Origin of the sequence: Marinimicrobium sp. C6131 (assembly GCF_026153455.1) — a bacterium.
In the GTDB taxonomy this organism is placed as follows: domain Bacteria; phylum Pseudomonadota; class Gammaproteobacteria; order Pseudomonadales; family Cellvibrionaceae; genus Marinimicrobium.
The window spans coordinates 1,666,798-1,690,249 of sequence record NZ_CP110629.1; the positions used below are offsets into that span (position 1 = coordinate 1,666,798).

General features: G+C 57.3%; 23 protein-coding genes. 6 read left to right on the plus strand and 17 right to left on the minus strand.

Features of this window, described 5'->3' with window-relative positions:
- Nucleotides 1–11: 11 nt before the first annotated feature.
- The 3 genes from OOT55_RS07070 to OOT55_RS07080 are packed head-to-tail and all read right to left on the minus strand — an operon-like array spanning nt 12 to nt 3,197.
- Nucleotides 12–458 (minus strand): DUF6491 family protein, encoded by a 447-nt coding sequence (locus OOT55_RS07070; protein ID WP_265368406.1) that lies wholly within the window; start codon nt 456–458, stop codon nt 12–14.
- A 60-nt stretch (nt 459–518) separates the two neighbouring features.
- Nucleotides 519–1,481 carry a D-Ala-D-Ala carboxypeptidase family metallohydrolase gene (locus OOT55_RS07075; protein ID WP_265368407.1) on the minus strand — a complete coding sequence of 321 codons (963 nt, stop codon included), beginning with the start codon at nt 1,479–1,481 and terminating at the stop codon, nt 519–521.
- A gap of 24 nt (nt 1,482–1,505) precedes the next feature.
- Nucleotides 1,506–3,197 carry a L,D-transpeptidase family protein gene (locus OOT55_RS07080; protein ID WP_265368408.1) on the minus strand — a complete coding sequence of 564 codons (1,692 nt, stop codon included), beginning with the start codon at nt 3,195–3,197 and terminating at the stop codon, nt 1,506–1,508.
- A gap of 99 nt (nt 3,198–3,296) precedes the next feature.
- Between OOT55_RS07080 and OOT55_RS07085 the strand changes: the two genes are divergently transcribed.
- Both OOT55_RS07085 and OOT55_RS07090 read left to right on the plus strand, forming a co-directional pair.
- Entirely contained in the window at nt 3,297–5,405 is a 2,109-nt protein-coding gene (locus tag OOT55_RS07085) for a TonB-dependent siderophore receptor (RefSeq protein ID WP_265368409.1), read from the plus strand.
- Between the two features lie 412 nt (nt 5,406–5,817).
- Entirely contained in the window at nt 5,818–6,645 is an 828-nt protein-coding gene (locus OOT55_RS07090; RefSeq protein ID WP_265368410.1) for a MipA/OmpV family protein, read from the plus strand.
- 108 nt (nt 6,646–6,753) lie between these two features.
- Here the strand turns inward: OOT55_RS07090 and OOT55_RS07095 are convergent, their stop codons facing one another.
- From OOT55_RS07095 to pdxH, 11 genes are all read right to left on the minus strand, one after another.
- Nucleotides 6,754–7,311, minus strand: a complete 558-nt coding sequence (locus tag OOT55_RS07095) for a hypothetical protein (RefSeq protein ID WP_265368411.1) — start codon at nt 7,309–7,311, stop codon at nt 6,754–6,756.
- 268 nt (nt 7,312–7,579) lie between these two features.
- Nucleotides 7,580–8,698, minus strand: a complete 1,119-nt coding sequence (locus tag OOT55_RS07100; protein WP_265368412.1) for a protein kinase domain-containing protein — start codon at nt 8,696–8,698, stop codon at nt 7,580–7,582.
- Nucleotides 8,695–9,108, minus strand: a complete 414-nt coding sequence (locus OOT55_RS07105; protein WP_265368413.1) for a DUF3010 family protein — start codon at nt 9,106–9,108, stop codon at nt 8,695–8,697. The genes OOT55_RS07100 and OOT55_RS07105 overlap by 4 nt, the downstream gene beginning before the upstream one ends.
- A gap of 158 nt (nt 9,109–9,266) precedes the next feature.
- Complete coding sequence (locus OOT55_RS07110) at nt 9,267–10,004, minus strand: HEPN domain-containing protein (RefSeq protein WP_265368414.1); 738 nt, start codon at nt 10,002–10,004, stop codon at nt 9,267–9,269.
- A 103-nt stretch (nt 10,005–10,107) separates the two neighbouring features.
- Nucleotides 10,108–10,425, minus strand: coding sequence for a hypothetical protein (locus OOT55_RS07115; RefSeq protein ID WP_265368415.1), 318 nt, complete (start codon nt 10,423–10,425; stop codon nt 10,108–10,110).
- 326 nt (nt 10,426–10,751) lie between these two features.
- The gene (locus OOT55_RS07120; RefSeq protein WP_265368416.1) at nt 10,752–11,945 is read right to left on the minus strand and encodes an NAD(P)/FAD-dependent oxidoreductase; all 1,194 of its coding nucleotides are present in this window, start codon (nt 11,943–11,945) and stop codon (nt 10,752–10,754) included.
- Nucleotides 11,942–12,460, minus strand: a complete 519-nt coding sequence (gene tadA / locus OOT55_RS07125; protein WP_265368417.1) for a tRNA adenosine(34) deaminase TadA — start codon at nt 12,458–12,460, stop codon at nt 11,942–11,944. Before tadA ends, OOT55_RS07120 begins: the two co-directional genes overlap by 4 nt.
- Nucleotides 12,445–12,714, minus strand: a complete 270-nt coding sequence (locus OOT55_RS07130; protein WP_265368418.1) for a DUF1653 domain-containing protein — start codon at nt 12,712–12,714, stop codon at nt 12,445–12,447. The genes tadA and OOT55_RS07130 overlap by 16 nt, the downstream gene beginning before the upstream one ends.
- Before the next feature lie 38 nt (nt 12,715–12,752).
- On the minus strand, nt 12,753–13,961 hold the full coding sequence (locus OOT55_RS07135; RefSeq protein WP_265368419.1) for a CaiB/BaiF CoA transferase family protein: 1,209 nt from the start codon (nt 13,959–13,961) through the stop codon (nt 12,753–12,755).
- On the minus strand, nt 13,958–14,935 hold the full coding sequence (locus OOT55_RS07140; RefSeq protein WP_265368802.1) for an NAD(P)H-quinone oxidoreductase: 978 nt from the start codon (nt 14,933–14,935) through the stop codon (nt 13,958–13,960). The genes OOT55_RS07135 and OOT55_RS07140 overlap by 4 nt, the downstream gene beginning before the upstream one ends.
- Nucleotides 14,936–14,955: 20 nt before the next feature.
- Entirely contained in the window at nt 14,956–15,600 is a 645-nt protein-coding gene (gene pdxH, locus OOT55_RS07145; protein WP_265368420.1) for a pyridoxamine 5'-phosphate oxidase, read from the minus strand.
- A 129-nt stretch (nt 15,601–15,729) separates the two neighbouring features.
- On the opposite strand from pdxH, the gene mobA reads away from it, so the two are divergent.
- The 4 genes from mobA to OOT55_RS07165 all read left to right on the plus strand — a co-directional run bounded on the left by mobA (nt 15,730) and on the right by OOT55_RS07165 (nt 19,422).
- A complete protein-coding gene (mobA, locus tag OOT55_RS07150) occupies nt 15,730–16,362 on the plus strand; it encodes a molybdenum cofactor guanylyltransferase MobA (RefSeq protein ID WP_265368421.1) in 633 nt (210 codons plus the stop codon).
- Nucleotides 16,363–16,685: 323 nt separating this feature from the next.
- Nucleotides 16,686–18,170 carry a SulP family inorganic anion transporter gene (locus OOT55_RS07155; protein ID WP_265368422.1) on the plus strand — a complete coding sequence of 495 codons (1,485 nt, stop codon included), beginning with the start codon at nt 16,686–16,688 and terminating at the stop codon, nt 18,168–18,170.
- Nucleotides 18,171–18,184: 14 nt separating this feature from the next.
- Nucleotides 18,185–19,039 carry a universal stress protein gene (locus OOT55_RS07160; protein ID WP_265368423.1) on the plus strand — a complete coding sequence of 285 codons (855 nt, stop codon included), beginning with the start codon at nt 18,185–18,187 and terminating at the stop codon, nt 19,037–19,039.
- A 2-nt stretch (nt 19,040–19,041) separates the two neighbouring features.
- Nucleotides 19,042–19,422 carry a VanZ family protein gene (locus OOT55_RS07165; RefSeq protein WP_265368424.1) on the plus strand — a complete coding sequence of 127 codons (381 nt, stop codon included), beginning with the start codon at nt 19,042–19,044 and terminating at the stop codon, nt 19,420–19,422.
- On the opposite strand, the gene OOT55_RS07170 is transcribed toward OOT55_RS07165, so the two are convergent.
- The 3 genes from OOT55_RS07170 to aceF all read right to left on the minus strand — a co-directional run bounded on the left by OOT55_RS07170 (nt 19,408) and on the right by aceF (nt 23,392).
- Nucleotides 19,408–20,292 (minus strand): CHASE domain-containing protein, encoded by an 885-nt coding sequence (locus OOT55_RS07170; RefSeq protein WP_265368425.1) that lies wholly within the window; start codon nt 20,290–20,292, stop codon nt 19,408–19,410. The genes OOT55_RS07165 and OOT55_RS07170 overlap by 15 nt on opposite strands.
- A 46-nt stretch (nt 20,293–20,338) precedes the next feature.
- A complete protein-coding gene (locus OOT55_RS07175; RefSeq protein ID WP_265368426.1) occupies nt 20,339–21,334 on the minus strand; it encodes an alpha/beta hydrolase in 996 nt (331 codons plus the stop codon).
- A 123-nt stretch (nt 21,335–21,457) separates the two neighbouring features.
- The gene (aceF, locus tag OOT55_RS07180; RefSeq protein ID WP_265368427.1) at nt 21,458–23,392 is read right to left on the minus strand and encodes a dihydrolipoyllysine-residue acetyltransferase; all 1,935 of its coding nucleotides are present in this window, start codon (nt 23,390–23,392) and stop codon (nt 21,458–21,460) included.
- Between the last annotated feature and the right edge of the window lie 60 nt (nt 23,393–23,452).

A 23,452-nucleotide genomic window follows, 5' to 3' on the forward strand; every position in this document is an offset into this window, starting at 1 on the left:
GCAAACCGGAATCAGTCCTCCACAGACTCCTCGCCAGAGCGCAGCGCATCATAACGTTCAACGGCCTGACGGTGCGCCTCGAACGCCGCTTCCCGATTCTCGAACTCGAACATCTGCCTGATCGTACAGTGGTCACCACCGGCATAAACCTTGTGCATGCCGCCGCCACACACCTCACTGAAGCGCTCTTCAAACAGCGCCGAGGGCGAGGTATCCAGTGCATTGCAGCCGGGCATCACCGTCGCCAGGTAATAGCTGCGCCGCCCATCAATGGAAATCACCTCGTGATCCAGAACGCCATAACCCCGGATGTCACTGTGACGGACACAGGCACGGCCATTCTGCCCTATGGTTTCTGCCAGAACCTTGTGGAACGGAGGCACCTCGTTCTCTGTGGTCGCACACGCCGCCAATCCGGTGCAAAGAGTGGCGATAACCACGGCCATCGCTCGTGTCATAGATCACCTCAATCGTTGGTTTTTCACATCAGCATAGCAGATTCAGCGATACGCTGCGGATCAGGGCAGCTCCCACCGGGCATTGAACCCACGGGCATCAACGTGGACGAATGGACCGCGATGCGGCCGGGGGCCGTACAGCCCCACTCCACCAATCAGGCGCTGAAAATTGGGCAGGCGATGCACATCATCGACAACCCTCCGCAACCACTCGGCATCCTGAATATCTACCCGACCGTCCTTGTTCAGGTCGTCCATTTGTCCGTCGCCAGAGGTATCAATGAATATATCGGCGGCACCACCCCATATGTGCCGGGAATAACGCCCGTTTTCAATGGCTTTATTGTACCAGGGGGTACGATAACCGCTCATAACGGTAAAGCTGTCTGTACGGACACCACGTCGATTGACTTCGGCCAGAAGCACTTCAAGTTTTGCCAGCAGGCTTTCACGCAGTACAAGGTACTTGGGCCAGTGCTCCGGTTGCTGTTTACACAGAAACTGCCCCAGCGTGAAGTGCGGCGACACCTTGATATCCAGCATCGACGGATACACCTCAATGTAACCCTCCGGCGGAAGGTAGATGGGATTACCTTTCAATGGCTCCGCTGGGTAACGGCCCATACGATACCCGTTGAGATAGCCGTTCGTCGGCTCACCGGGAGTCAGGACAAAAAGCCTGAGGGTCATGGGTGCCGATTGCGCCGGACGCACCTCAAGGGTAACCAGTCCAGCCGTATCGGGGGCCGTCCACAGCCAACGCCCGGCCGCTTTATTCAACAGTTCGCCATCGGACACCTCGACCCGTACCGGCTGGTCAAAGGCCAGCGGAACCTCCAGTGTTGCGGCCTCCTGTGGCAGGACAAAGAAAGCGAACTCTCGCCACTGAACTGACCGGCCGTTGAACGTCGCGGTATAGCCAACCCGCCCCGGGTCAAAGTCTACCCCCGAACCGGGGGCGGGGCTTGCCAGAAGCCATGAGGCCACCATCAGTAACAGAGACCACCCGACCGTTGTTTTCAAAATACTGCGTACTCCACATGGACCTTAAAACCCCCGTTCAGCCGGGGGCGTGTTTAATGCGTTGATCAAAGGCAGATCCCTCTCGTAAACGTCTCGTCGATACTGGACCCGCCCCTGCTCATCGGCCCAGGCCGTCCAGTACAGCAAGTGCACCGGAATGGGCTGCCGCAACCGAACGGTTGTCTCCTCGGCCCGGTCATAGATCGCCTGCAACGCGCCGCCGGTCATTTGTTGACCGCGGTCGATCAAGAGCCAACGGGTCAGCCGATCGGGCTCCTCCAGGCGAATACAACCCGAGCTTTTAGCCCGGTCGTCCTCCGCAAACAGCCCCCGGGCCGGCGTATCGTGCAAGTAAACATTGTGCCGATTGGGGAACATGAACTTGACGCGTCCCAGGGCATTTCTGGGTCCTGGTGCCTGTCGCAATCGGTACGTAAACTGGCGGGCCGTGAGCGTTTGCCAGTCGACGTCTTTTGGATCAACACGGACCTCTTCCGTTCCCCAACCATGCAGCACCGAAAACCCCATTTCCTCAAGGTATCCCGGGTTCTCTTTAACAAGGGGGAGTTGGTCCTTTACGGCCAACGAGTGCGGGACCTCCCAGGACGGGTGAATCACCAGATACGTCATCTGGCCCGTAAACACCGGTGTCCGGCGGTAAGGGCGCCCCACGACCACCCGCTGTCTCATCACAACATCGCCGCGTTGAACCACCTGCATATCGAACCCGGCGATATTGACCAGAATATACTCTTCCCCCAGAGACTCCGGCAACCAGCGCCAACGCTCCAGGTTCGCCCGCAGCTGTTCCACTCTCTGATCCGGGGAGACATTCAGTTCCGCCAGGGTTCGCCGCCCCACCAAGCCATCCGGTTTGAGGCCGTGACGGGCCTGAAAACGGGCCACCCCGGTCAGGAATGACGCGTCTACCACTGTTGCACCGGCGTCCGGTCGCGGCGCCTCTTCCAGGTCACCCAGAAGCTCCAGTCGCCTCCGAATGGCGGGCACCCGTGGGTCGTCGTCTCCCTCTCGTAAGATCGGGCCATCGGGAATAGGTTCCCAGGCCTCATTGCTGGCCCATTGCCGCTGCAGACTCAACCTGCGGACGAGGTCCCCATAGGCGGGGTAGCGTGGCACCTGGGCACGCAACGCGGCCTGCAGACCCATTCGATGCCCCGAGTTAGCCGACTCCAGAACCGCCATAAGTTGAGGTGGCTCGCGCTCGATCAACCAATCCGAATCAATCGTTTCCGGCTCAACCCGACCGTATGCCAAGTGATTTCCCAGCGTCAGCACCGCATCGGACGCCAGCAGCTCCAATCGGACCTGACTCGCCAGGTCGTCCTGAGAATCACGCGATGCTGACAACAGTCGCTCCAGCTCACTCCGATGATAATGTTCTGGCGTCAGGCCGTGCTCAAAGGCGATATCGATCGCCTCGAGAAGCCGGCTCTGGTTATCTTTGGGACGCCCCTCGGGGTCAAACCAGATTGGCTCCCAGCCACGGGCCTCATACAACACCTGCAGGGGCCCCTTGGCGAACAGCGACGTCGATGGCGGCGCTGCCGGCGATTCAACCGTCATCGATGGCAGCAGCTCGAGCCGCTGTCGAAGCGCCTCTCTGAGCTCGCCCGAGGCGTGAACGACGGGGGTGAGCCCCAGAGCGCCCAACGCATGAAGCCCAACCAGTGCAATGAAAATCCCTTGTTTCAACATCAAGCCCTCCAGCAGGATTCATTAACGCTTGAACATGGTAATGATAATCCTTATTATTACGGAAAATTGTCGTCACACTACACATTTGTGAGGTTTATCGTGCAACAGCTCTCCTACCCCCGGATCGCAACCGCCCTGGGCCTGCTGATTACGTCAGCCAGTACTCTGGGGCAAACCGAAACACCGCAGATTCAGGAGCTACAGGTCACCGGGACAATGTCCCGTTACTCAGCCATGAAATCCGATACGCCCATCATGGAAACCGCTCGTTCGGTGTCTATTGAGGGGCTGCAGGACATCATCGACAAGGGCGCCATCAGCCTGGACGATACCTTTACTTACGCCTCCGGGGTCTTCGGCAAAACCTATGGCTTCGCCACGCGCGGGGACTGGGTGAAAGTTCGGGGGCTGAATGTCCCTCAGTATCAGGATAGCCTGCAGTCGCTGTTCGGCAACTACAACAATACCCGCCCGGACATCTACACCCTCGAGCAGGTCGAAATTCTCAAAGGCCCGGCCTCCGTGCTCTACGGTCAGGGATCTCCCGGCGGTATTGTCAATGTGGTGAGCAAGCTGCCCAAAGCTGAATCCGCGCACGAAATTCTGGCCGAACTGGGCAGCTTCGATCGCCATCAACTGGCGTTCGACAGCACCGGCGCCATGGATCCCGATGAGCAATGGCTCTATCGGGTGGTGGGCGTTTACCGCGATACCGACACCCAGGTCGATCAGGTGGATGAAAATACCCGGGTATTTGCGCCTTCGATCACCTGGCAGCCAAGCCAGAAGACCCGCGTGACCGCCCTGCTCAACCGCACCGAGACGGACAGTGACGTCGGAGCCCAGTTTCTGCCGGTGTATGGCACCCTGTTGCCAGCACCCAACGGCCAGTTTATCGACAACAGCACCTACACCGGCGATCCGGACTTCAACTATTACGACACCGAGACCACCTCACTGACCCTGCTGGCCGAGCACCAGTTCAACTCGGTATGGAGCCTGGAGCTGACCTCCCGCTACACCGATGCGAGGGCCGACTATCAGCAGGCCTGGACCGCATTCATCGGCGGCGACCGTTACGTTTACAATGACGATGGCAGCCTGTACGGCGATGGATTGGTCCCGCGCTCCTTCTATGGCAGCAAATCCACCTCTGAACAGACGGCGCTGGATGCCCGCCTCCGCGCCAACTTCCAGACCGGCGCCCTGTTTCACGAAGTGCTGATCGGCACCCAGTATCAGGATGTGACTCTGGGGGAAAGCGGCTTTTATGACTACGCCCGTGGTTACGATGTGGCAACCGGAACCGTGCTGGATGACAGTACCTGGATCAACGTGTTCGATCCTCAATACGGCAATATTCCCCCCGCCAGCGAGTTTACCTACACCGCTTCACCCGACAGCACCACAGAAGATGTGGGCCTGTATATCAATGACCAGATCAGCGTGGGCAACTGGCGCATCACCGCCGGGGTGCGCTTTGACGATACCGAAACCCGCAGCGGCACCAGCACCCAGAGTGACGATGCCGTCAGCACCAGTGTCGGCGCCCTGTATCAGTTCGACAACGGCCTATCTCCCTACGTGAGCTTTGCCGAGTCCTTCGATCCCGTGATCGGAGACAATGGCCGCGGCGAACCGCTGGATCCCCAGGAAGGTGAGCAGTGGGAGGCCGGCTTCAAATACCAGCCCAGTGACTTCCCCGCCATGGTCACCCTGGCTTACTTTGATATCACCCAGTCCAACCTGAACGACCCCAGTTCCCTGGTGGGTGAGTATCAGCAACAACGGGGCGAGGCTTCAATCACCGGTGTGGAACTGGAGGGGATGGTATTCCTGGGCGACCTGAGCCTTGAGCTCAATGCCAGCCAACTGGATACCGAAAGCGCCGAAGGCCATCGACTGGCCAGCGTACCCGAGCGTCAGGCCTCCACCTGGCTGACCTGGCGCCCCGGCGGTTTCGAAGGCTTCAAAGCCGGTGCGGGCCTCCGCTACGTGGGTGAGAGCTGGGACGGCATCGATCAGCTTCGCACGCCTTCTTACACCCTGGGCGACCTGATGATCGGCTACCAGACCGGCCCCTGGGACCTGACCCTGAATGCGCGCAACGTCGCCGACAAAGAGTTCCAGGCCACCTGCCTGTCGCGGGGAGACTGCTTCCCCGGCGAAGCCCGCTCGGTGGTTGGCCGGGTCCGCTACCAGTTCTGATCCCCCTTCACGCCGCAGGGACGCGGCGCTACTTCCTGGGAGCCGGCGGCACAAACACCCGCCAGGGCTTGCCTTCACAACGATCAAAATTCTTGCAGGACGGCAGACAGCCACGACAGGGAAGGCGGTGCGGTGATTCCGGCTTGGATACAGGTTGGTTCACATCAGACTCCGATTGAATGACTTGCTGGCTCTGTTTACGCTCCGGAACCGCATACAGATAACTGTAGCGTATAAGTCGGGCCCCTTATCAGGCCCCACTTCCCCTCTGCGCTCGATTCCCAGCCGACGGCCCTACCCTGGTATACACTCAAAGAAGTAATGGCAGGTAATCTTTTCCCAAAAATCGTACGTAAAAGCCGTGTCATCTGAGCAATCGTGCTATGCCATCGCATACGGGGGAGACACTTACATGAAAACATCTACAACTTTACTATCGGCCGCGCTCCTACAGGCCCTTTTTCTGCAACCCGCACTGGCGCAGGAGGGAAACACCGCCCTGGTGCCCCTACCCTCGATCGACGACTTCACCCAGGGTGAAGATGGCTTCGCCTTCGGCCTTGGCCTGGCTGTTGAATACGAAACGGCCTACGAAGGGTCCGATGAATTCGGCGTCGAAGTCGATCCTGCGGGGGCGGTGCAATGGCGCAACGACGACGATATTTTCTTCTGGGCGGGTGAAGCGATCGGATGGCGCGGCCTTCGCTCGGACACCTGGCTATTTGAGGCCGTTGTCGGCTTCGAAGAAGGTCGAGAGGAAAGCGACTCCGATGACGGCCGACTGGATGGCCTCGGCGCTACCGATGAGTCGGTCGAATTCGCCCTGCAAGCCCGCCGCGCGTTCGATGCCGACTGGCGTTACTGGCTGGATGGCCGACTGGTCACCAGCGACAACGGCACCCTGGGTATCTTCGGCGTGGGCCGCCGCTTTGGCGACCAGATGGACGGCACCGGCTCCGAGCTGGCGATTGTTGCGGTGTACCACGATAGCGACCTCGCCAATACCGAATTCGGCATAACCCCCGCCCAGTCCGCCGCCTCGGGACTGGCCGAAACCGAGATGAGTGGCGGCTTTCGCTCGATTGGGTTGAATTACACCTACCGTAACTACATCCGCGAGAACTGGCAGATTTTCGGTGAAGTGCTCTATGAGCATTTCAGTAGCGATATTCAGGATAGTCCCATCGCGCGTAGTGACTATGAAGCCGAGGTGGGGGTTGGGTTTATTTACGTGTTTTAGACCGGCTACGCTGCCCACATGCGCAGCGCTTTAAAGATGGCAAAGCCACAGAGGAACAGCCCTCTGTGGCTTTGATTGTCAAACCTATTTATAAACCCTTTAAAGATTTCAGTAGACTTCCTCGATATCAATCCGCGAAAGCTCCATAAACCTTAGCCCAACTTCTCGTAGACAACCTTTATCAGGGGACCACCGATCTACAACGTGATACCTTTCGTTTCTCCTCCCTTCGAAAACCCACCGCGATCCATCGAGACCTCTCGCCTCACCTTGAGTCGGCTGAGACCAAAATTTACACTCATCTTCTAATTTAGCGATAAGAACCTTGGCTTCTTCGCGAGGAATTGTAATTCTCTCATCATTTATAAGTTTTCCTGAATCATAGCCTCCAGCGCCATCTGTCCGTTTAACCGTAAGATCGTACTGCTCACCGGAATTCTTGGCAAGTCGAAACGCCATGGGAGAATGAAATGTCCGCAACCACGTAAAACGGAAAACCAATACTTCTGAAGAATCTTTCAGGGAAGGTTCTTCCATACTATTTAGATGGTAGGAGTACCACCCCCGCACAAAGCTATCGAGATCCTTGCCATCTTCAAACACACCTTCAGGAAAGTAGCTCGCATGAGCATTAAACCCTAGAATTAGTGTAAAAAATAGTGACATTCGGATTATCATAGTTCAAACACTCTAAGTTGAAGTAGAATGTGGAGGTAAAAACTCACAGTGAAAGCCATCATTCTTCGTCGCTTTCACCCGCCACTAATCACAACGTCGAACCTTTCTCTCTGAACAGCTCAATAATGGTGTATCTGGCAACAGAAGGTGTCTACTTTTATTGGGGAGTTCAGACGCCTACCGCCAGCCGTAACCGGCGCATTTGCAGTGAGCCCCGCGAACGAAAAATGTGTGCGCGTTTACGGCATTGTTAAGGCTAAGGGAGCCCGATGCTGACTCGAAGTTGATTGAATACGGCATCTATTGCACCAGGTGTATAGCTCTTATCGGCCCTAAAACTGCTACTTGTGTGTCTCTTTTTCTTGACCTTAAATGACTCACCATCCTGCTCAAGAAGAAAATCGTTTCCTTTCCAGTTTTTTAGCTTCGGACCCGCCTTGGTTTGAATCCATTCAGGCATACCATTTCTGACCCTTGCGAGCTCTGCCAAAAACTCACCAACTGATTCATATCGATCACCATGCCCTTTCACCGCCTTTCGCAAAACGCGCTTTAATGGCGAAGGCACAAAGCATGGAATGCTAGACCAATCTAGAAGGCGCTGTTTATTAATTCGTTGTTCTATGCAACTATCAATATACTGAGAAGTGGCAAAATCATCGTTCTGATCAATTTCCTTAAACGCTTTCCGACCCCTTTGAGTCAAGTGCGTCAGCAAGTCATTACTAAGACTTCCTCCGAATAGCATATATCCGATTATTCCGGCTTGATAGACATCCGAGCTTCTGTCAAAAAACGCATTGGGGCCGAATGCTTCAGGAGGCCTAAAAAGGATGCTGTGTTTTGATGCTGGAGCTTGTCCTGATGCCGAATCAAACTTTCGGGCAGAACCAAAATCAGCAATTACAAGCTTATCATCATGAACTAATAGATTTTCTGGTTTGAGGTCACGGTGCACTATTCCAATTATGGGATCGTGCAATGCAGATAGCCCCGAAAGAAGCTGGCAAAGCAAGCTATGAGATAAGCTTGTTGACAGATAATACTTATCTAAAAACTTCGCTAAATCACCCTCATCAGCCGAGGGTGTCATGTAAAATGAGCAACTGGTTCTGAGTTTTCGAGCGTCGTACACCTTTAGAACATTTTCGTGATTCACTCTTGCCAAAATAGCTGGCTCTTGGTCAATCGCACTGTCTTCGTGAAAGTATATTTTAAGAGCTACACGTCGTTTCAAGACGCGATGATACCCTAATAATACATCTCCGTTTGCTCCGGAGTCATTGTATTCGAGAGCTTCAAATTCCGGGAACTGTGCAAGGGCCTGCTGAACTTCATCAGGCAGTTCCTCTGTCTTGAGGTCCTTGGGATTCACTGCAAGCCCTCGAATGCTAAATCATACGCTTTTCCAAGATCCACTGTACTTGGCCTTTCAGTTTTTGAGCCTGACTCACGTCGATCTGTCGCGCGAATTGTTGCCGAATGAACGAATTCCACTGGAGCTTGCGAAGTAGCTAGAAAAACACCCTCCAGGAGAAAAGTCCCGGCACCACCAGCCCCTTGTCCGCTAGTGGCACGCCTGTTAATTATTACCTTATCAATGCTATTACTAGTGCAATGAGCTCTAAATGCTTGCACAAACACCTCTACATCGTCCTGTGTTGGATTCTTTGGTAGGTCGAGCTTGGTGAATTTTTCAGCGAGCAACACATGTGATGCTCTAGAGCCGGACAATGTAATTATTCTAGCCTGATTGGCCTTGAGAAAAATTCCAGTAACGATCACAAAAATGACTCCTTTTCTTGGGGAACTCGAGGTCCCTAACGCCAATGTTCAGCGGCCGGTTTGAAGGCGCAACCGCGCCGGCAAACCGGTCCGGTGGAGGCCCGCGAGGGCCGGAACGAACTGCAACTGCTGACTATGCTCTTGGTATTCCGACAAGCTTAAAGCTTGCTTCGCAGTTCGTAAGCGAATTTTTCAACGGTTCCGATGGCTGATTTAACAACATCTCCGTTTAACGGGAGCACCTCGCCATCTCTATTTTTTCCATTCCTGTGAACAATATCGTGCCTTTTGGAAGTGACCGAACATATCTCATCAAGTCTCACATTTACTTTTTTATTAAGAACCCCGCGGATGATATTGACGACCTTGGGAATATCATGAAAAACGTTTTCAGACAGCTTACCAATAACGAATTTTCTTATTCCATCATCTTCTATCACTATTTCGCTTAGCTTGAACTTTTCTTCTGAGAAGGGACGGACATTCTTGATAGCATTATTAAGGTGCGTGTCGCTCGATGCGATGAGTGACTTAACAATGTCCTCTAGGTATACCTCTAGTATCGTCACCGCGTGGGCATAAATCATTTTGCACAAAGTGGGGCTTAGCATTAGCTCAATCGCGCTAAGCAGGTCTTTTAGTTCTGAGATATCTTTATAAAAAATAGAGTCTGCATCACCTAGCGTTAAATGCAGGTAATAATCATACTCATCCTGTTCTCTATCGATTCTCTCCAGCCGCGCTTGCTCTTCACAGTATTCATGGAAAGCTTCAACGGCTTTATTCCATTCTTTTGAGCCTTCTTCACCAGCATCATCACCGAAGTTTTCTTCGATCCATTCATACATTGGCTCTAGCTCTTGCGATTCCATCCACTCACGCTTTGCTTGACCCATGCAGCCTTCCTTCAGTGAAAGTGTGCTTTGATAAAATAACGACCAACTCACCTGCCGCCGAAGGCGGTCGGGTGCAGTTGCTTGTTCAATTCGACATTGATCTTTAACAAAATGCCGATTCCATAGCCTTGACTACATCATTCGACGAAAAGCTATCGATAGGATACTCCTCCACAGACGTGAAATCCTCCGTACCTCTCACGCCTTGTGCGAGAGCAACCACACCTGGTTTTTCATCTATAACAACCAGTGCAATCCGCTTTTCAGACCGCAGGGAATCTATAGTGATGATATCTGCATTAGGCAATTGAGGTTCTCGGGAAAAGCCCACAGTCGTGCCGAAACCATCGTACATCTTCGAGAATACGGTATTGGCATGCATTGCTATACTTTGTATATCTTGAAGTCTTTCCTCAGTCATTTCTAAGTCCTTACTATCTATTGGTCACCGTAAATATTGAACAACTGTATATCGAGCCGGCACGGTTCTGCACGGAGGGGAAAGACGGAGTAACGACGCTAAGATTCTGAAATAAAAGAAGTTTTTTGACGATCATCCGTTTCACCCTAGGTGTAAAAGTGTGCTAGCACGGTTTATCATGATTCTCGGCACGCTTATTATTGCCTGACTCCCGTAAGCATTTGATTTGACGGGTAGTATTATTCTCGTAGGGGCAAAAGCGTGCGTTACCTTGAAGTAAAGTGTGCACTATTTTTTCAGGAATTCAAATATCGGATTCTGCCCCGTCAAATCACCTGCCCAGCGCAGTACCCACTGGCCCAGGCCCATTGGAAATTGTAGCCCCCCAACCATCCAGTCACGTCGAGCACCTCGCCAATAAAGTACAGCCCCGGCACCGCTCTTGCCTCAAAGGTCTTGGAGGACACCGCCTGGGTATCCACCCCGCCGCGGGTGACTTCCGCGGTGCGGTAGCCTTCGGTGCCCGGCGGGACGATCTGCCAGCGGTGGAAGCCTTCGCACAGGGCGTCCATGTCGGCGCGGCTCCACTCCGCCAGAGGTTTGTCCTGTAGGCCACTCGGGAAGATCGGCAGTTCCAGCCAGGTTTCCACAAAGCGCTTGGGCAGGTGGCGGGACAGGCGGTTTTTCAGGGTGGTTTTCTGGCCGTCGGAGTGCCATTGGTTCAGCAGGTCTGCAAGCGATTCGCCCGGCAGGAAGTCGATGGTGATGGCTTCCTGGCGGTGCCAATAGTTGGAAATCTGCAAGATGGCCGGGCCACTCAGACCCCGGTGGGTGAACAGCAACGCTTCGGCAAAGCGCTGCTCGCCGCACTCGACCGTCACCGGCAGTGACACGCCCGAGAGCGAACAGGCAATCTCCAGCCACTGGCCACTCAGGGTGAAGGGCACCAACGCCGCTTCCCGCTCGGTGACCGGCAGGCCGAACTGTTTGGCGATCTGATAACCGAAGCCTGTGGCGCCCATGGTGGGAATGGACAGCCCGCCGGTGGCCACCACCAAGGATTCACACTGCACGCCGCCGTTGGTCGTGGCCAGGGTAAAGCCGCTGTCGGTTTTCTCGATCGATTCAATGGTACAGCGGGTCTGGATGCTCACGCCCGCTTGGTCGCACTCGGCCAAGAGGATATCGAGAATATCCCGGGATTTGTGATCACAGAACAATTGTCCCAGCGCTTTTTCGTGATACTGGAGATCGTAGCGCTGCACCAGTGCCAGAAAGTCATAGGGGGTGTATCGGCGCAAGGCGGAGATGCAGAAGTGGGGGTTGTCGGAAATGAAGTTCTCGGGCGAGACATCGTAGTTGGTGAAATTACAGCGGCCGCCACCGGACATCAGGATTTTTTTGCCCACTTTGTTGGCGTGATCCAGCACCGCTACACTTCGCCCGCGAAAACCGGCGGTGGCGGCACACATCAGCCCGGCGGCGCCGCCGCCGATAATCACACAGTCGTAATGTTTCATGAAGGGTTTTGTGTCTGCTTGCGCGCCTTGGCTTCAGCCCGGCGCCGGCGAAAAAATTCGGTCAGTTGCTGTTGGCACGCGTCGGCAAGCACCCCGCCCTGCACCGCCAGCCAGTGATTGTAGTAGTCCGTCTGCGCCAATTGGTTGCGGCTTTCCACCACCCCGGCTTTGGGCTCGGTGGTGCCGTACACCAACCGTGCGACGCGGGCGTGAATCAGGGCGCCGATGCACATGGTGCAGGGCTCGAGGGTCACATACAGGGTGGTATCCGGCAGACGGTAGTTCTGCTCCAGGGTTGCGGCCTGGCGCAGCGCTACCACTTCGGCATGAGCGGTGGGGTCCTGCGCTCGAATGGGTTGGTTGAAGCCTTCGCCCAGCACCGAGTCATCACGCACCAGAATGGCCCCGACGGGGACTTCGCCCAATCGGGCGCCCTGCTCAGCCAGGGACAGGGCGCGACGCATCCAATATTCGTCCCGTTCGTGCACGGTATCCGTCGCTACTGTCCCGCCCACAGGTGATCCTTTTCCATGGGTTCCACATAGGCAAAGCGGGGTACGGTTTCGCCGGCCACTTCCACCGATTCGGTAAACATGGACAGCGGACGGACCCAGAGACTGTAATCGCCATAGAGGCAACGGTAGACCACCATGGCCTCCCCGGTTTCGCTGTGGGTGGCCACTTCCAGCACCTGATAGTCCTTGCCTTTGTAGTGGCGATAACGGCCCGGCTTCAGTGGCTCACCAGGTATTTCATCGGTTTTGTTCATAACTCATTACTCGTTATATCGGGCCTCGGGTCAGGTCGTTACACAATGCCCTGTTCGCGCAGATGACTCAAGTCCTCGGCACTCAGGCCCAGCGCCTCCTGTAACACCCCATCGGTATGCTGCCCCACTTCTGGACCGGGCCAGTTGGTGCCGCCGGGGGTACTGTCCAGGCGCGGCATCATCGCCGGGATTTTCAGTGGTTTGCCATTGATCTCGACCTGCTCGAACAGACCCCTCGCCTGAAAATGCGGGTCGGCCATCATATCCGCGACATTGTAGATCGGGCCCGAGGGCACCCGCGCTGCTTCGAGCTTGGTCAGAACTTCGGCGGACTCTAGAGAACCACACCAGTCGGACAATGCAGCATCGATTTCTTCCACGCATTCGACGCGCCCGGCGTTGGTGGCCATACGTGGGTCTTCCGCCATCTCCGGCCGGTCCGCCGCGCGCATCAGGCGCTGGAAAATGGAATCGCCGTTGCCACCGATCACCACGTATTTGCCATCCTGACACCGGTAGGTGTTGGTGGGCACGATGCCGGTGACGGTGGTGCCCGAGGGCTCGCGGATCACGCCGGCGCCATCGTATTCGGGCACCACCGCTTCCATCAGGTTGAACATGGCTTCGTACAGGGCCACATCCACCACCTGACCTTCGCCGCCCGGTTGGCGCTCGCGTTCCAACAATGCCAGGGTAATGCCCAACGCCGCGTGCAGGCCGGCGATGGTATCACCGATGCTCAGGTTCGGGCGCACCGGTGCCTGATCCGGGTGGCCGTTGACGTAGCGAAAGCCGCTCATGCCTTCACACACCGAGGCGAAGCCGGGTTTTTTGGCGTAGGGGCCGGTCTGGCCGAAGCCGGAGATCCGGCAGTAGACCAGTGCCGGGTTGCTTTGCTTGATGACGTCGGGGCCGAGGCCCCAGTCTTCCATCACGCCGGGGCGGAAGTTTTCGATCAGGACATCGGCGCTGTCGATCAGTTGCCGGGCGATGTCCCGGCCTTTGTCCTGTTTGAGGTCCAGGGTGACGCTTTTTTTGTTGCGCCCCAGGCTGCGCCACCAGAGGGAGGTGCCGTCTTCCACCACGCGCCAGCCGCGCAGGGCGTCGCCTTTGCCCGGCGGTTCAATTTTGATGACCTCGGCCCCGAAGTAGGCGAGCATGCAGCCGGCGAAGGGGCCGGCGATGAGTTGACCGAGTTCGATGACGCGGATGCCTTCGAGGGGGCGAGGGGGAGTGGTTTTTGTCATAAGTCGATAATGGCTTTGCCGATCAGGGTGTTGGATTCCATCAGCTCGTGGGCTTTTTGGGCGTCGCTTAGTGCGAAACGGTGATTGATCAATGGCCTCACACGTCCGAGGGCAATCAGGGGCCAGACGCGTTGTTCCAGTTCGCGGGCGATGCCGGCTTTTGCTTCGGCGCTCTGGGCTCTCAACGTAGAGCCGGTCAGGGTCAGCCGCTTGAGCATCAGGGGCATCAAGTCTACCTCGACTTTGCTGCCGCTTAAAAAAGCGATATTGACGATGCGCCCTTCTTTGGCCGCCGCTTTGATATTGCGTTGGACGTAGTCGCCGCCGACCATATCCAGAATCACATCGGCGCCCTGGCCGTCGGTGAAGGCTTTGACCTCGGTGACAAAATCCTTTTCGCGGTAGTTGATCGCCCGGTCGGCTCCGAGCGCCAGGCAAGCCTCGCACTTTTCAGGGCTGCCGGCGGTCACGATGACGCGGTGATCCAGGGCCTTGGCCAACTGTATGGCCGTGGTGCCAATGCCGCTGGCACCGCCGTGAATCAGCAGGGTTTCGCCCGGCTGCAGACGGGCCCGCTGCCAGAGATTGTGCCAGACGGTGAACAGGGCTTCCGGCAGGGCGGCGGCGTCCTCCAGATCAACGCCCTCGGGTAGCGGTAGGCATTGGTCCGCCGGAGCGACGGCATACTCGGCATAGCCACCACCATTGACCAGGGCACACACCCGGTCACCCACCTGCCAGCGCTGAACCTGATTGCCCACCGCAGCCACCGTTCCCGAGACTTCCAGCCCCAGCACCGGGGAGGCGTCCTCCGGGGGTGGGTACAACCCCTGTCGTTGCAGTACGTCGGGGCGGTTTACCCCCGCCGCCGCTACCTGAATCAACACCTCACCGGGCTTGGGCTCCGGAACGGAGCCCTCGGCCAGGGTTAACACCGATGGTGCGCCGGCAGCGCTACTGTCCACATAACGCATGGTTGAAACGCCTTGCACCCTCAGGGCTCCAGTCGGTCGATGGTCCAGTTGCCATCGGGCTGAAGGTTGTACTCAAACCGATCATGCAGGCGATGGGCCCCGCCCTGCCAGAACTCCACCTGATGGGGGCGAACCCGGTAACCACCCCAGAAGTCCGGCAGCGGGATTTCCTGTCCTTCAAAGCGTTTTTCCAGGTCACGAAAGTACGCCAACAACGCTTCCCGGGAGGCAATGGGGCGACTCTGGTGGGAGGCCCAGGCGGATAATTGACTCTCTTTGGGCCGGGACCGGAAATAGCGCTCGGACTCTTCGCGCGAAAGCGGCTCGACCCTACCGCACACGTCCACCTGGCGCTCCAGTGAGTGCCAGGGAAAATGCAGACTGGCCTTCGGGTTATCCGCCAGCTCAAGCCCCTTCCGACTGGTCCGGTTGGTGTAGAACACAAACCCCTGCTCGTCCAGCCCTTTGAGCAACACAATGCGCTGCGATGGCTGCCCATCCGGAGAGGCGGTGGCCAGCACCATGGCCGTGGGGTCGGGAATCTCCGCCTTCACCGCCTGCTCCATCCAGACTTCAAACTGATCAATGGGGTTGGCGCTCAAATCTTCCAGGTTCAAACCACCGCGCAAGTACTCCCGGCGCAGACTCTGCAAATCAAGACCCATACTCAAGACTCCCGGTGAAACCGGCTCCGCCGATACGGAACCGTTAAAAAAATCGACACAAAACAGTCGCGCGTTCAATCTCTTACCGCGTATAGTACTGGTAAAACCCGATACCGTTAACCAGAGATTATGAACGACAGACCCCCGATTCTGGGCATTATCCTCGCCGGAGGACTCGCGCGCCGTATGGGCGGCGGCGATAAGTGCCTGCTGCCACTGGGCGGTCAGACCCTGCTCCAGCGGGCGATCGCCAAAGCCAGGCCCCAGGTGGACGAACTACTGCTCAACGCCAACGGCAACCACCTGCGGTTCACCCGCAGCGGCCTGACGGTCTTGTCCGACGAGTACCCCAACTTCCCCGGCCCTCTGGCGGGTATTCACGCCGGCTTGCAGTGGCTGGAGAACCATCGCCCCGAACAACAGTGGCTGGCCAGTTTTGCCAGCGACACGCCGTTTTTCCCCGACAACCTGGTCAGTGAGCTGCACCGCCGGGCCGGGGAGACTGGCGCGACTCTGGTCCTGGCCCGCTCGGGCGAGCAGATCCACCCGATCTTCGGGCTCTGGCATCGCTCCCTGCTGCCGGCCATTCGCGAGGCTCTGCAGGCGGGCAAAACGCCACGGCTGCAGGACTGGGCACGGGAGCAGAAAGCCGAATCGGTCTCCTTTGAGCAGACGGACTATGACCCGTTTTTCAACGTCAACCGGCCGCAAGATCTGTACGATGCCGAGGCGCTCCTGCCCCTGACGGACCGCCCCCGCTAGCCAGCTCCTCCCGTGCAATCCGGGCCCTTTTCGGGTATACTTCGCCGCCTTCAAACCAAGCCACCGGTCTGACGGCCCCGCGCCGCGCCAGCCTGGGTGCTGATAATAACGATACCCATCACCGGTTTTGCGACTTGGCACTGGGAGCTCCCGCGCATCAGCGCCCTGGAGCCTCCATGGAATACTCCGTTGCCCGTCCACACGATCAGTAAACCGCCGCGCGTCGGCGCTTTGCCTGCCGGTTCTTTCTTTTCAAAACCATCGGTGACGCCCGTCCTGCACGGCCGTCCACGGTATTGACTTCGAACTGCTGGAAACTATTTATGCTCGCAAACATTCGACAGGATTGGTTCTCGAACCTCAAAGGCGACAGCCTCGCCGGTATTGTGGTGGCGCTGGCGCTGATTCCCGAAGCCATCGCCTTCTCCATCATCGCCGGGGTGGACCCCAAGGTCGGTCTCTACGCCTCCTTCTGTATCGCCGCGGTCACCGCCTTTGTGGGCGGCCGCCCGGGCATGATTTCCGCCGCCACCGGTGCCATGGCTCTGTTGATGGTGACGCTGGTCAAGGAACACGGATTGGAATACCTGCTGGCCGCCACTCTGCTGACCGGTGTCTTTCAGATCATTGCGGGGATTTTCAAGCTGGGGGCGCTGATGCGTTTTGTCTCCCGCTCGGTGGTGACCGGATTTGTGAACGCCCTGGCGATTCTGATTTTCCTCGCGCAGTTGCCGGAAATCACCGGACAAAATGCCACCCTGCCGGTTTATCTCATGCTCGCGGCGGGCCTCGGCATCATCTATCTGTTTCCGCTGTTGACCAAAGCGGTGCCCTCCCCGCTGGTATGCATCATTGTCCTGACCGGCATCGCCATGTACCTGGGTATGGACATCCGTACCGTGGGCGATATGGGCGAGCTGCCAGACAGCCTGCCCGTATTCCTCTGGCCCGATGTGCCGCTGAACTTTGAAACCCTGCAGATCATTTTCCCTTACTCGATCACCCTGGCGGTGGTCGGCCTGCTGGAGTCCATGATGACCGCCACCATTGTCGATGATCTGACCGATACCCCGAGTAACAAAAACCGCGAGTGCATCGGCCAGGGTACCGCCAATATCGGCTCCGGCCTGCTGGGCGGAATGGCCGGTTGCGCCATGATCGGCCAGTCGGTGATCAATGTGAAATCCGGTGGTCGCACCCGCCTCTCCACCCTGACCGCCGGGGTCGTGCTACTGATTATGGTGGTCTTCCTGGATCAGTGGGTCGCTGCAATCCCCATGGCCGCTCTGGTCGCAGTCATGATCATGGTGTCGATTGGTACCTTCAGTTGGTCTTCGGTCAAAAATCTCAAAGACAATCCCAAGAGTTCCAGTATCGTCATGGTCAGCACGGTGGCTGTGGTTGTGGCCACTCACAACCTGGCCCTTGGCGTTCTGGTGGGCGTGCTGCTCAGTGCATTGTTCTTCGCCCGTAAGGTGGGCGATATTCTGTACATCGGCTCCAGCCTCTCCGACGATGGCGAACACCGTACCTACCATGTAGTCGGGCAGGTGTTCTTTACCTCCGCCGAGCAGTTTATTGACGGGTTCGATTTCAAAGAAGCGATCGAAAAGGTTACCATCGACCTGCACCGCGCTCACTTCTGGGACATTACGGCAATCAGCTCACTGGATAAGGTGGTGCTCAAGTTCCGCCGGGAAGGCACCGATGTGGAATTGGTTGGTCTGAACGAGGCCAGTGCCACCCTGGTGGATCGGTTTGCCGTGCACGACAAGCCGGATGCCGTTGAACGCCTGATGGGCCACTAACCGAGAGAATGAGTATGCACAACAAAGTCATTGCCTGTATTGACGACTCTCATTACGCGGAATCCGTCTGTGATTATGCGGCCTGGTCCGCCCAGCGAATGGAGGCGCCCCTGAGCCTCGTTCACGTGTTGGATGAGCCCACCAAGAGCAGTCAGCAGAACCTCAGCGGCAGCATCGGGTTTGGCGCTCAGGAGGCTCTGCTGGAGGAGCTGGCCAGCCTGGACGAGCAGCGCGCCAAAGTCGCCATGGAACATGGCCGGCTGATGTTGAAAGCCGCCCGTGAACGGGTCGAACAGAAAGGCCTGACCGGGGTGGAAACCCGTCAGCGTCATGGCGAGCTGGTCAACGCCCTCGCCGAACTGGAAGCCGAAACCCGGATGCTGGTGGTGGGCAAGCGCGGTGCCGACACCGCCTCGGCGCACGGCCATATCGGAAGCCATCTGGAGCAGATCATCCGCACCCTGCACCGGCCGATTCTCATTGCCCAGCAGAGTTTTGAACCGCCCAAGGCGATCATGTTCGCCTTCGACGGCAGCGCCACCACCCGTACAGGTGTGGATATGGTTGCGGCCAGTCCGCTGTTCAAGGGTATTCCGATTCACCTGGTCACGGTTGGTGCCGACGTCGACAGCAACCGTGAACAACTGGATTGGGCGAAGAACAAACTGACCGACGCCGGTTTCGAGACCCAGGCCACCATCATTGCCGGCGACCCGGAAACCGTCCTGGAAGAGTATCAGCACACGCACAATATCGACCTGCTGATTATGGGCGCCTACGGCCATTCGCGCATTCGGCAACTGATCGTGGGCAGCACCACCACTCACATGATCAGTAAAACCCGTATCTCTCTGATGGTATTGCGCTAAGCATGATTCTACCGAACTGGTGGCGCCCGCTGTGCCGGTGGCAGTTCGCACTGCTGCTGGCGATTTACACCTATTTTGGGCTCACCACCGCCTCCGGCCCCCACATCCCCCAGTACAACGACAAGCTGATGCACTTTCTCGGCTACGGGATCGCCGGCTGGTCCATAACGGTCGCCCTGCCCGGCTGGCCGATGTGGCAACGTCTGCTGGTCCTGGTGGCGTACTCGACGGGTATTGAAATCATTCAGCACTTCATGCCGCCGCGGACGTTCAGTTTCGGTGACATACTGGCCAATATAGGCGGCGCGCTATCGGGCCTCGGTTCCGCCGAACTTGCCCGACGGCTCGCCCCCAATCTGAGCCGCGCTCTACTCGAGCGCTGACTTCCGATCTCTGGAACCCGGCACCAGGCGCTGACGCCGATGCAGCACTGCCGAGTAAGTTCCCAACGCCGCCACCAATGCCAACACCCATCCGAATATCCGCAAGGTGAATATGGGGAGCCAGTGGGTATCCCCGGTACGGGTCTGAACCACAAACTCCCAGTCCCGTCCGGATGTCAATCGCACCACTCCGTCCTGATGGAACAACGCGTCATCTCCCCACAGGTGGACCGGTTGCTGATTCCTACGGTTCGCCCGTACCGAGAATCTGTGCCGACTGTCACCTTCCATCACGCCAAACATGGCATCAAGCAATGGTTCCGCGTCAATCACGGTGGACAGCAGCCCCCAGTACGCATCGTCGACGTAAATCGGGTCGCGGTATACAAACGCCTTGCCCCCCTGAAGCAAATCGACGCCTTCGGACAGCACGGGTCGGCGCTGTTCGACCGCGCGTTTGACATCCGGCCACTGCGATTCCAGCTCGCGGTAATCAAGGCCAATCGCGGCCTGGTTGCCTTCAGGCGGATAAACGTAGGTAAGCCGGTAATTGACGGCGACTCCGAAGTTGCGGATCAAAGGGCTGGTCTGGTAGGCGACACGCAGGATACTGAGGATTTCATCACGTTCCAGTGAGTCGTGCCGTACCGAGAAGTAACTGCTCAGGCCGCGAGTGAGATACAGGACGTTGTTCAGCTCCCGCTCGGCGTTGGAGCGCAGATCGGCGGCGAAGGTCAGCGCCTGTAAGCGCTGTTCGCTGTACAACTTCCCCTTGTACGAGAAGATCACCCCTTCTACCACACCGATCACCAACAGAAACACCAGTGCGGGCAGAATCAGGGGTGAGCGTTTCCCAGGCGGTTGACTCAAACCGGAATTACCTCCATATCAAAGCGACGCGGAACCATCATACGCTTCACTCTGACGCGCTACCAGAGCCGCTCCATAAGCGTTGAAGAAAAGCCGCGATCTCGTCAGCGGTGGGTTGTAGCCACGGATCAAACAGCCAGAACGTGTGCGGCGTATCATCAAAGCGCCGAACATGATACTCGACTCCCAGGGGCTTCATCTTCGCTATCATTTCATCACGGCCGACACCAAAACGCTCCTGGGCACTGTTCAGAAACAGAATGGGGGGCATGTCCCCATGGACGTAGTAGATTGGAGAACCCTTGTGCCAAAGCCCGGTTTGTTCTGAATAGCGCCCACCAAACCAGGAGCCGGCCGACGAGGGGTTCTTGCTCGGATCATCCTCGTAATAGCGAGCTTCTTCCGAGGTAAAATCGGACAGACCATCAATATTCAGTATCGCTTGCACGTCACTGGATATCGAGCTGTTCTTTTGATTCAGATCAAAATACGGATCGCCAGCCGTAATACCGGTCAGGCTGGCAATTTGCCCACCGGCCGAGGTACCCCCCACCGCAATCTGGTTGGGGTTAACGCCGTAGGCATCGGCATGCGCGCGTAGCCACCGGATCGCCGCCTTGACGTCATGAATGGCGGCCGGGAAGCGCGCCTCTGGCGCCAGGCGATAGCTGATATTGGCCACCACAAAGCCTCGCTCCGCCAGCGCGTTGGCCAGAGGCGTCAGGTTTTCCCGGTAACCGGAGCGCCAACCGCCCCCGTGCACCAGAACCACCGCCGGGCGATGACGCCCCGCTTCTGGCCGATGCAGATCCAGTTGCAGCGCCCGCCGACCATATTGCACATAGGTCAGATCCCGTTCGACGTGGACCCCGTCGGGCGTATCGAGACTGGCGATTTCAATGTGCGGGAAGTGCTTCACTTCCTTTTGATAGGTATTTTCCGCCGTATAGGTGTTTTCAAACGGCACCGGAGGTTCGGTGATAACGGCTTGAGCGCAGCCGAACAAAAACACGGGGACGAATAACGAAGCGAGTTGTTTCATGGTGTTCTCTCGTTGGTTTTATCATTTTGAATGGTTGATTTGGCACCCCAGGGATGCCGACATACATACAAAAAAGGCCAGCAAACGCTGGCCTTTTTTGTGACTTCAACACTTCACCAGAACTCAGAGCAACAGGCGACGTACATCCGCCAGCGCCCCGGCCAGGAAAGTGAAGAAACGACCGGCATCCGCACCGTTGATCGCGCGATGGTCGTAGGACAGAGAGATCGGCAACATGTTGCGCGGCACAAACTCTTTGCCATTCCATACCGGCTTGATCTGGGCACGAGACACGCCCAGGATACCCACTTCAGGCGTGTTCACAATCGGCGTGAAGCCGCTGCCGCCCATGGCACCCAGGCTGGAGATGGTAAAGCACCCACCCTGCATGTCCGCCGCGGTCAGTTTGCCGTCGCGCGCCTTCTTGGCCATGGCGTTGACCTCTTCGGTCAGTTGCCACAACCCTTTCTTGTTGACGTCACGAATCACCGGCACCATCAAGCCATTCGGAGTGTCCACCGCGATACCAATGTGAACATACTTCTTCTGCACAATATGTTCACCGTCGTGATGCAGGGACACGTTGAAGCTCGGCTCCGCTTCCAGCGCTGCGGCGCAGGCTTTGAGCAGGAACGGCAAAGGTGTCAGCTTGGTGCCGCGTTTTTCGGCCTCGGCTTTCAGCCCTTGGCGGAACTCTTCCATATCGGTAATATCGGCGTCGTCCCACTGAGTCACGTGCGGGACATTGAGCCAGCTGCGGGTCATATTGTCCGCGGTGAGCTTTTTGATCTTGCTCATCTTCACTTCTTCGACTTCACCGAACTTGCTGAAGTCGATCGGCGGTACACGCGGAATCGCGCCACCACCCGCGGCCGGTGCCGCACCGGACTGGGACGCCGTAACGATGTTCTTCACATAGTCGCGAACATCGTCTTTGGTGATGCGACCGCGAGGACCGGAGCCTTTCACCTTGGCGAGATCAACACCCAGTTGACGCCCCAGTCGACGCACGGCGGGGCCGGCGTACACATCACCACTGTTGATGACTTCGGCGCTGGCCGCCGTGGCGGTCGCCGGAGAAGACGACTCGGCTTTGGGTGCGGGCTCACTCTTGGCGGGCGCTTCGCTCTTGGCCGGAGCAGACGGTGCCGGTGCGGCACTGCCTTCGGCTTCGATGACACCGATCAGGTCACCCTGGGACACCTTGTCCCCCTCTTTCAGGGCGATGCTTTTGATCTTGCCGGAGGCCGGAGCGGGAATTTCCATTGACGCCTTGTCCGTTTCCAGCACGATCAGGGTGTCGCCTTCGGACACTTCATCGCCGGCCTTGACGCTGACTTCGATCACTTCCACGCCTTCCGCGCCGCCGATATCCGGCACCGGCATGTCCTGCTCACCACCGCCCTGAGGCGCGGCTGGAGCGGCACTTTCCGAACCGGACTGGCTTGCCGGCTGACTCTGCGCGGGTGCTTCGCCACCAGCGGTTTTCATTTTCCCGATGACATCGCCTTCGGACACTTTATCGCCTTCTTTCAACGCGATGCTGCTGATGGTGCCGCTGGCCGGCGCCGGGATTTCCATGGAGGCCTTGTCGGTTTCCAGCACGATCAATGAATCCCCTTCGGAGACCTCATCACCGGCTTTGACGCACACCTCAATGACTTCCACACCTTCCGAACCGCCGATATCCGGCACCGGGATATCCATTTCACTGCCGCCGGAGGCCTTGGGCGCCTCTTGCGAGGCCTTGGACTCTGCGGCTTTATCCGAAGCGGACGATTCAGCGCTTTCGTTCTGGCTGTCGTCACCGGCGCCCTCACCCTCCAGTTCCAACTCGAGAATGGCGGAACCTTCCGACACCTTGTCGCCCTCTTTGACGGAGATGGCGGTGACCTTACCCGCCTTGGGGCAAGGGATGTCCATGGACGCCTTGTCAGTTTCCAGCACAATCAGTGTATCTTCAGCGGCGACGGTATCCCCCACCGCGACGCTGATCTCAATCACTTCTACATCTTCGGAGCCGCCGATATCGGGGACTTTGATGGTTTCTGTGGCCACAGTAACTCCTCACTCATATTCTTGGTGTTCGACCCAAAACCCCGGGGACTCAGCCCCGGG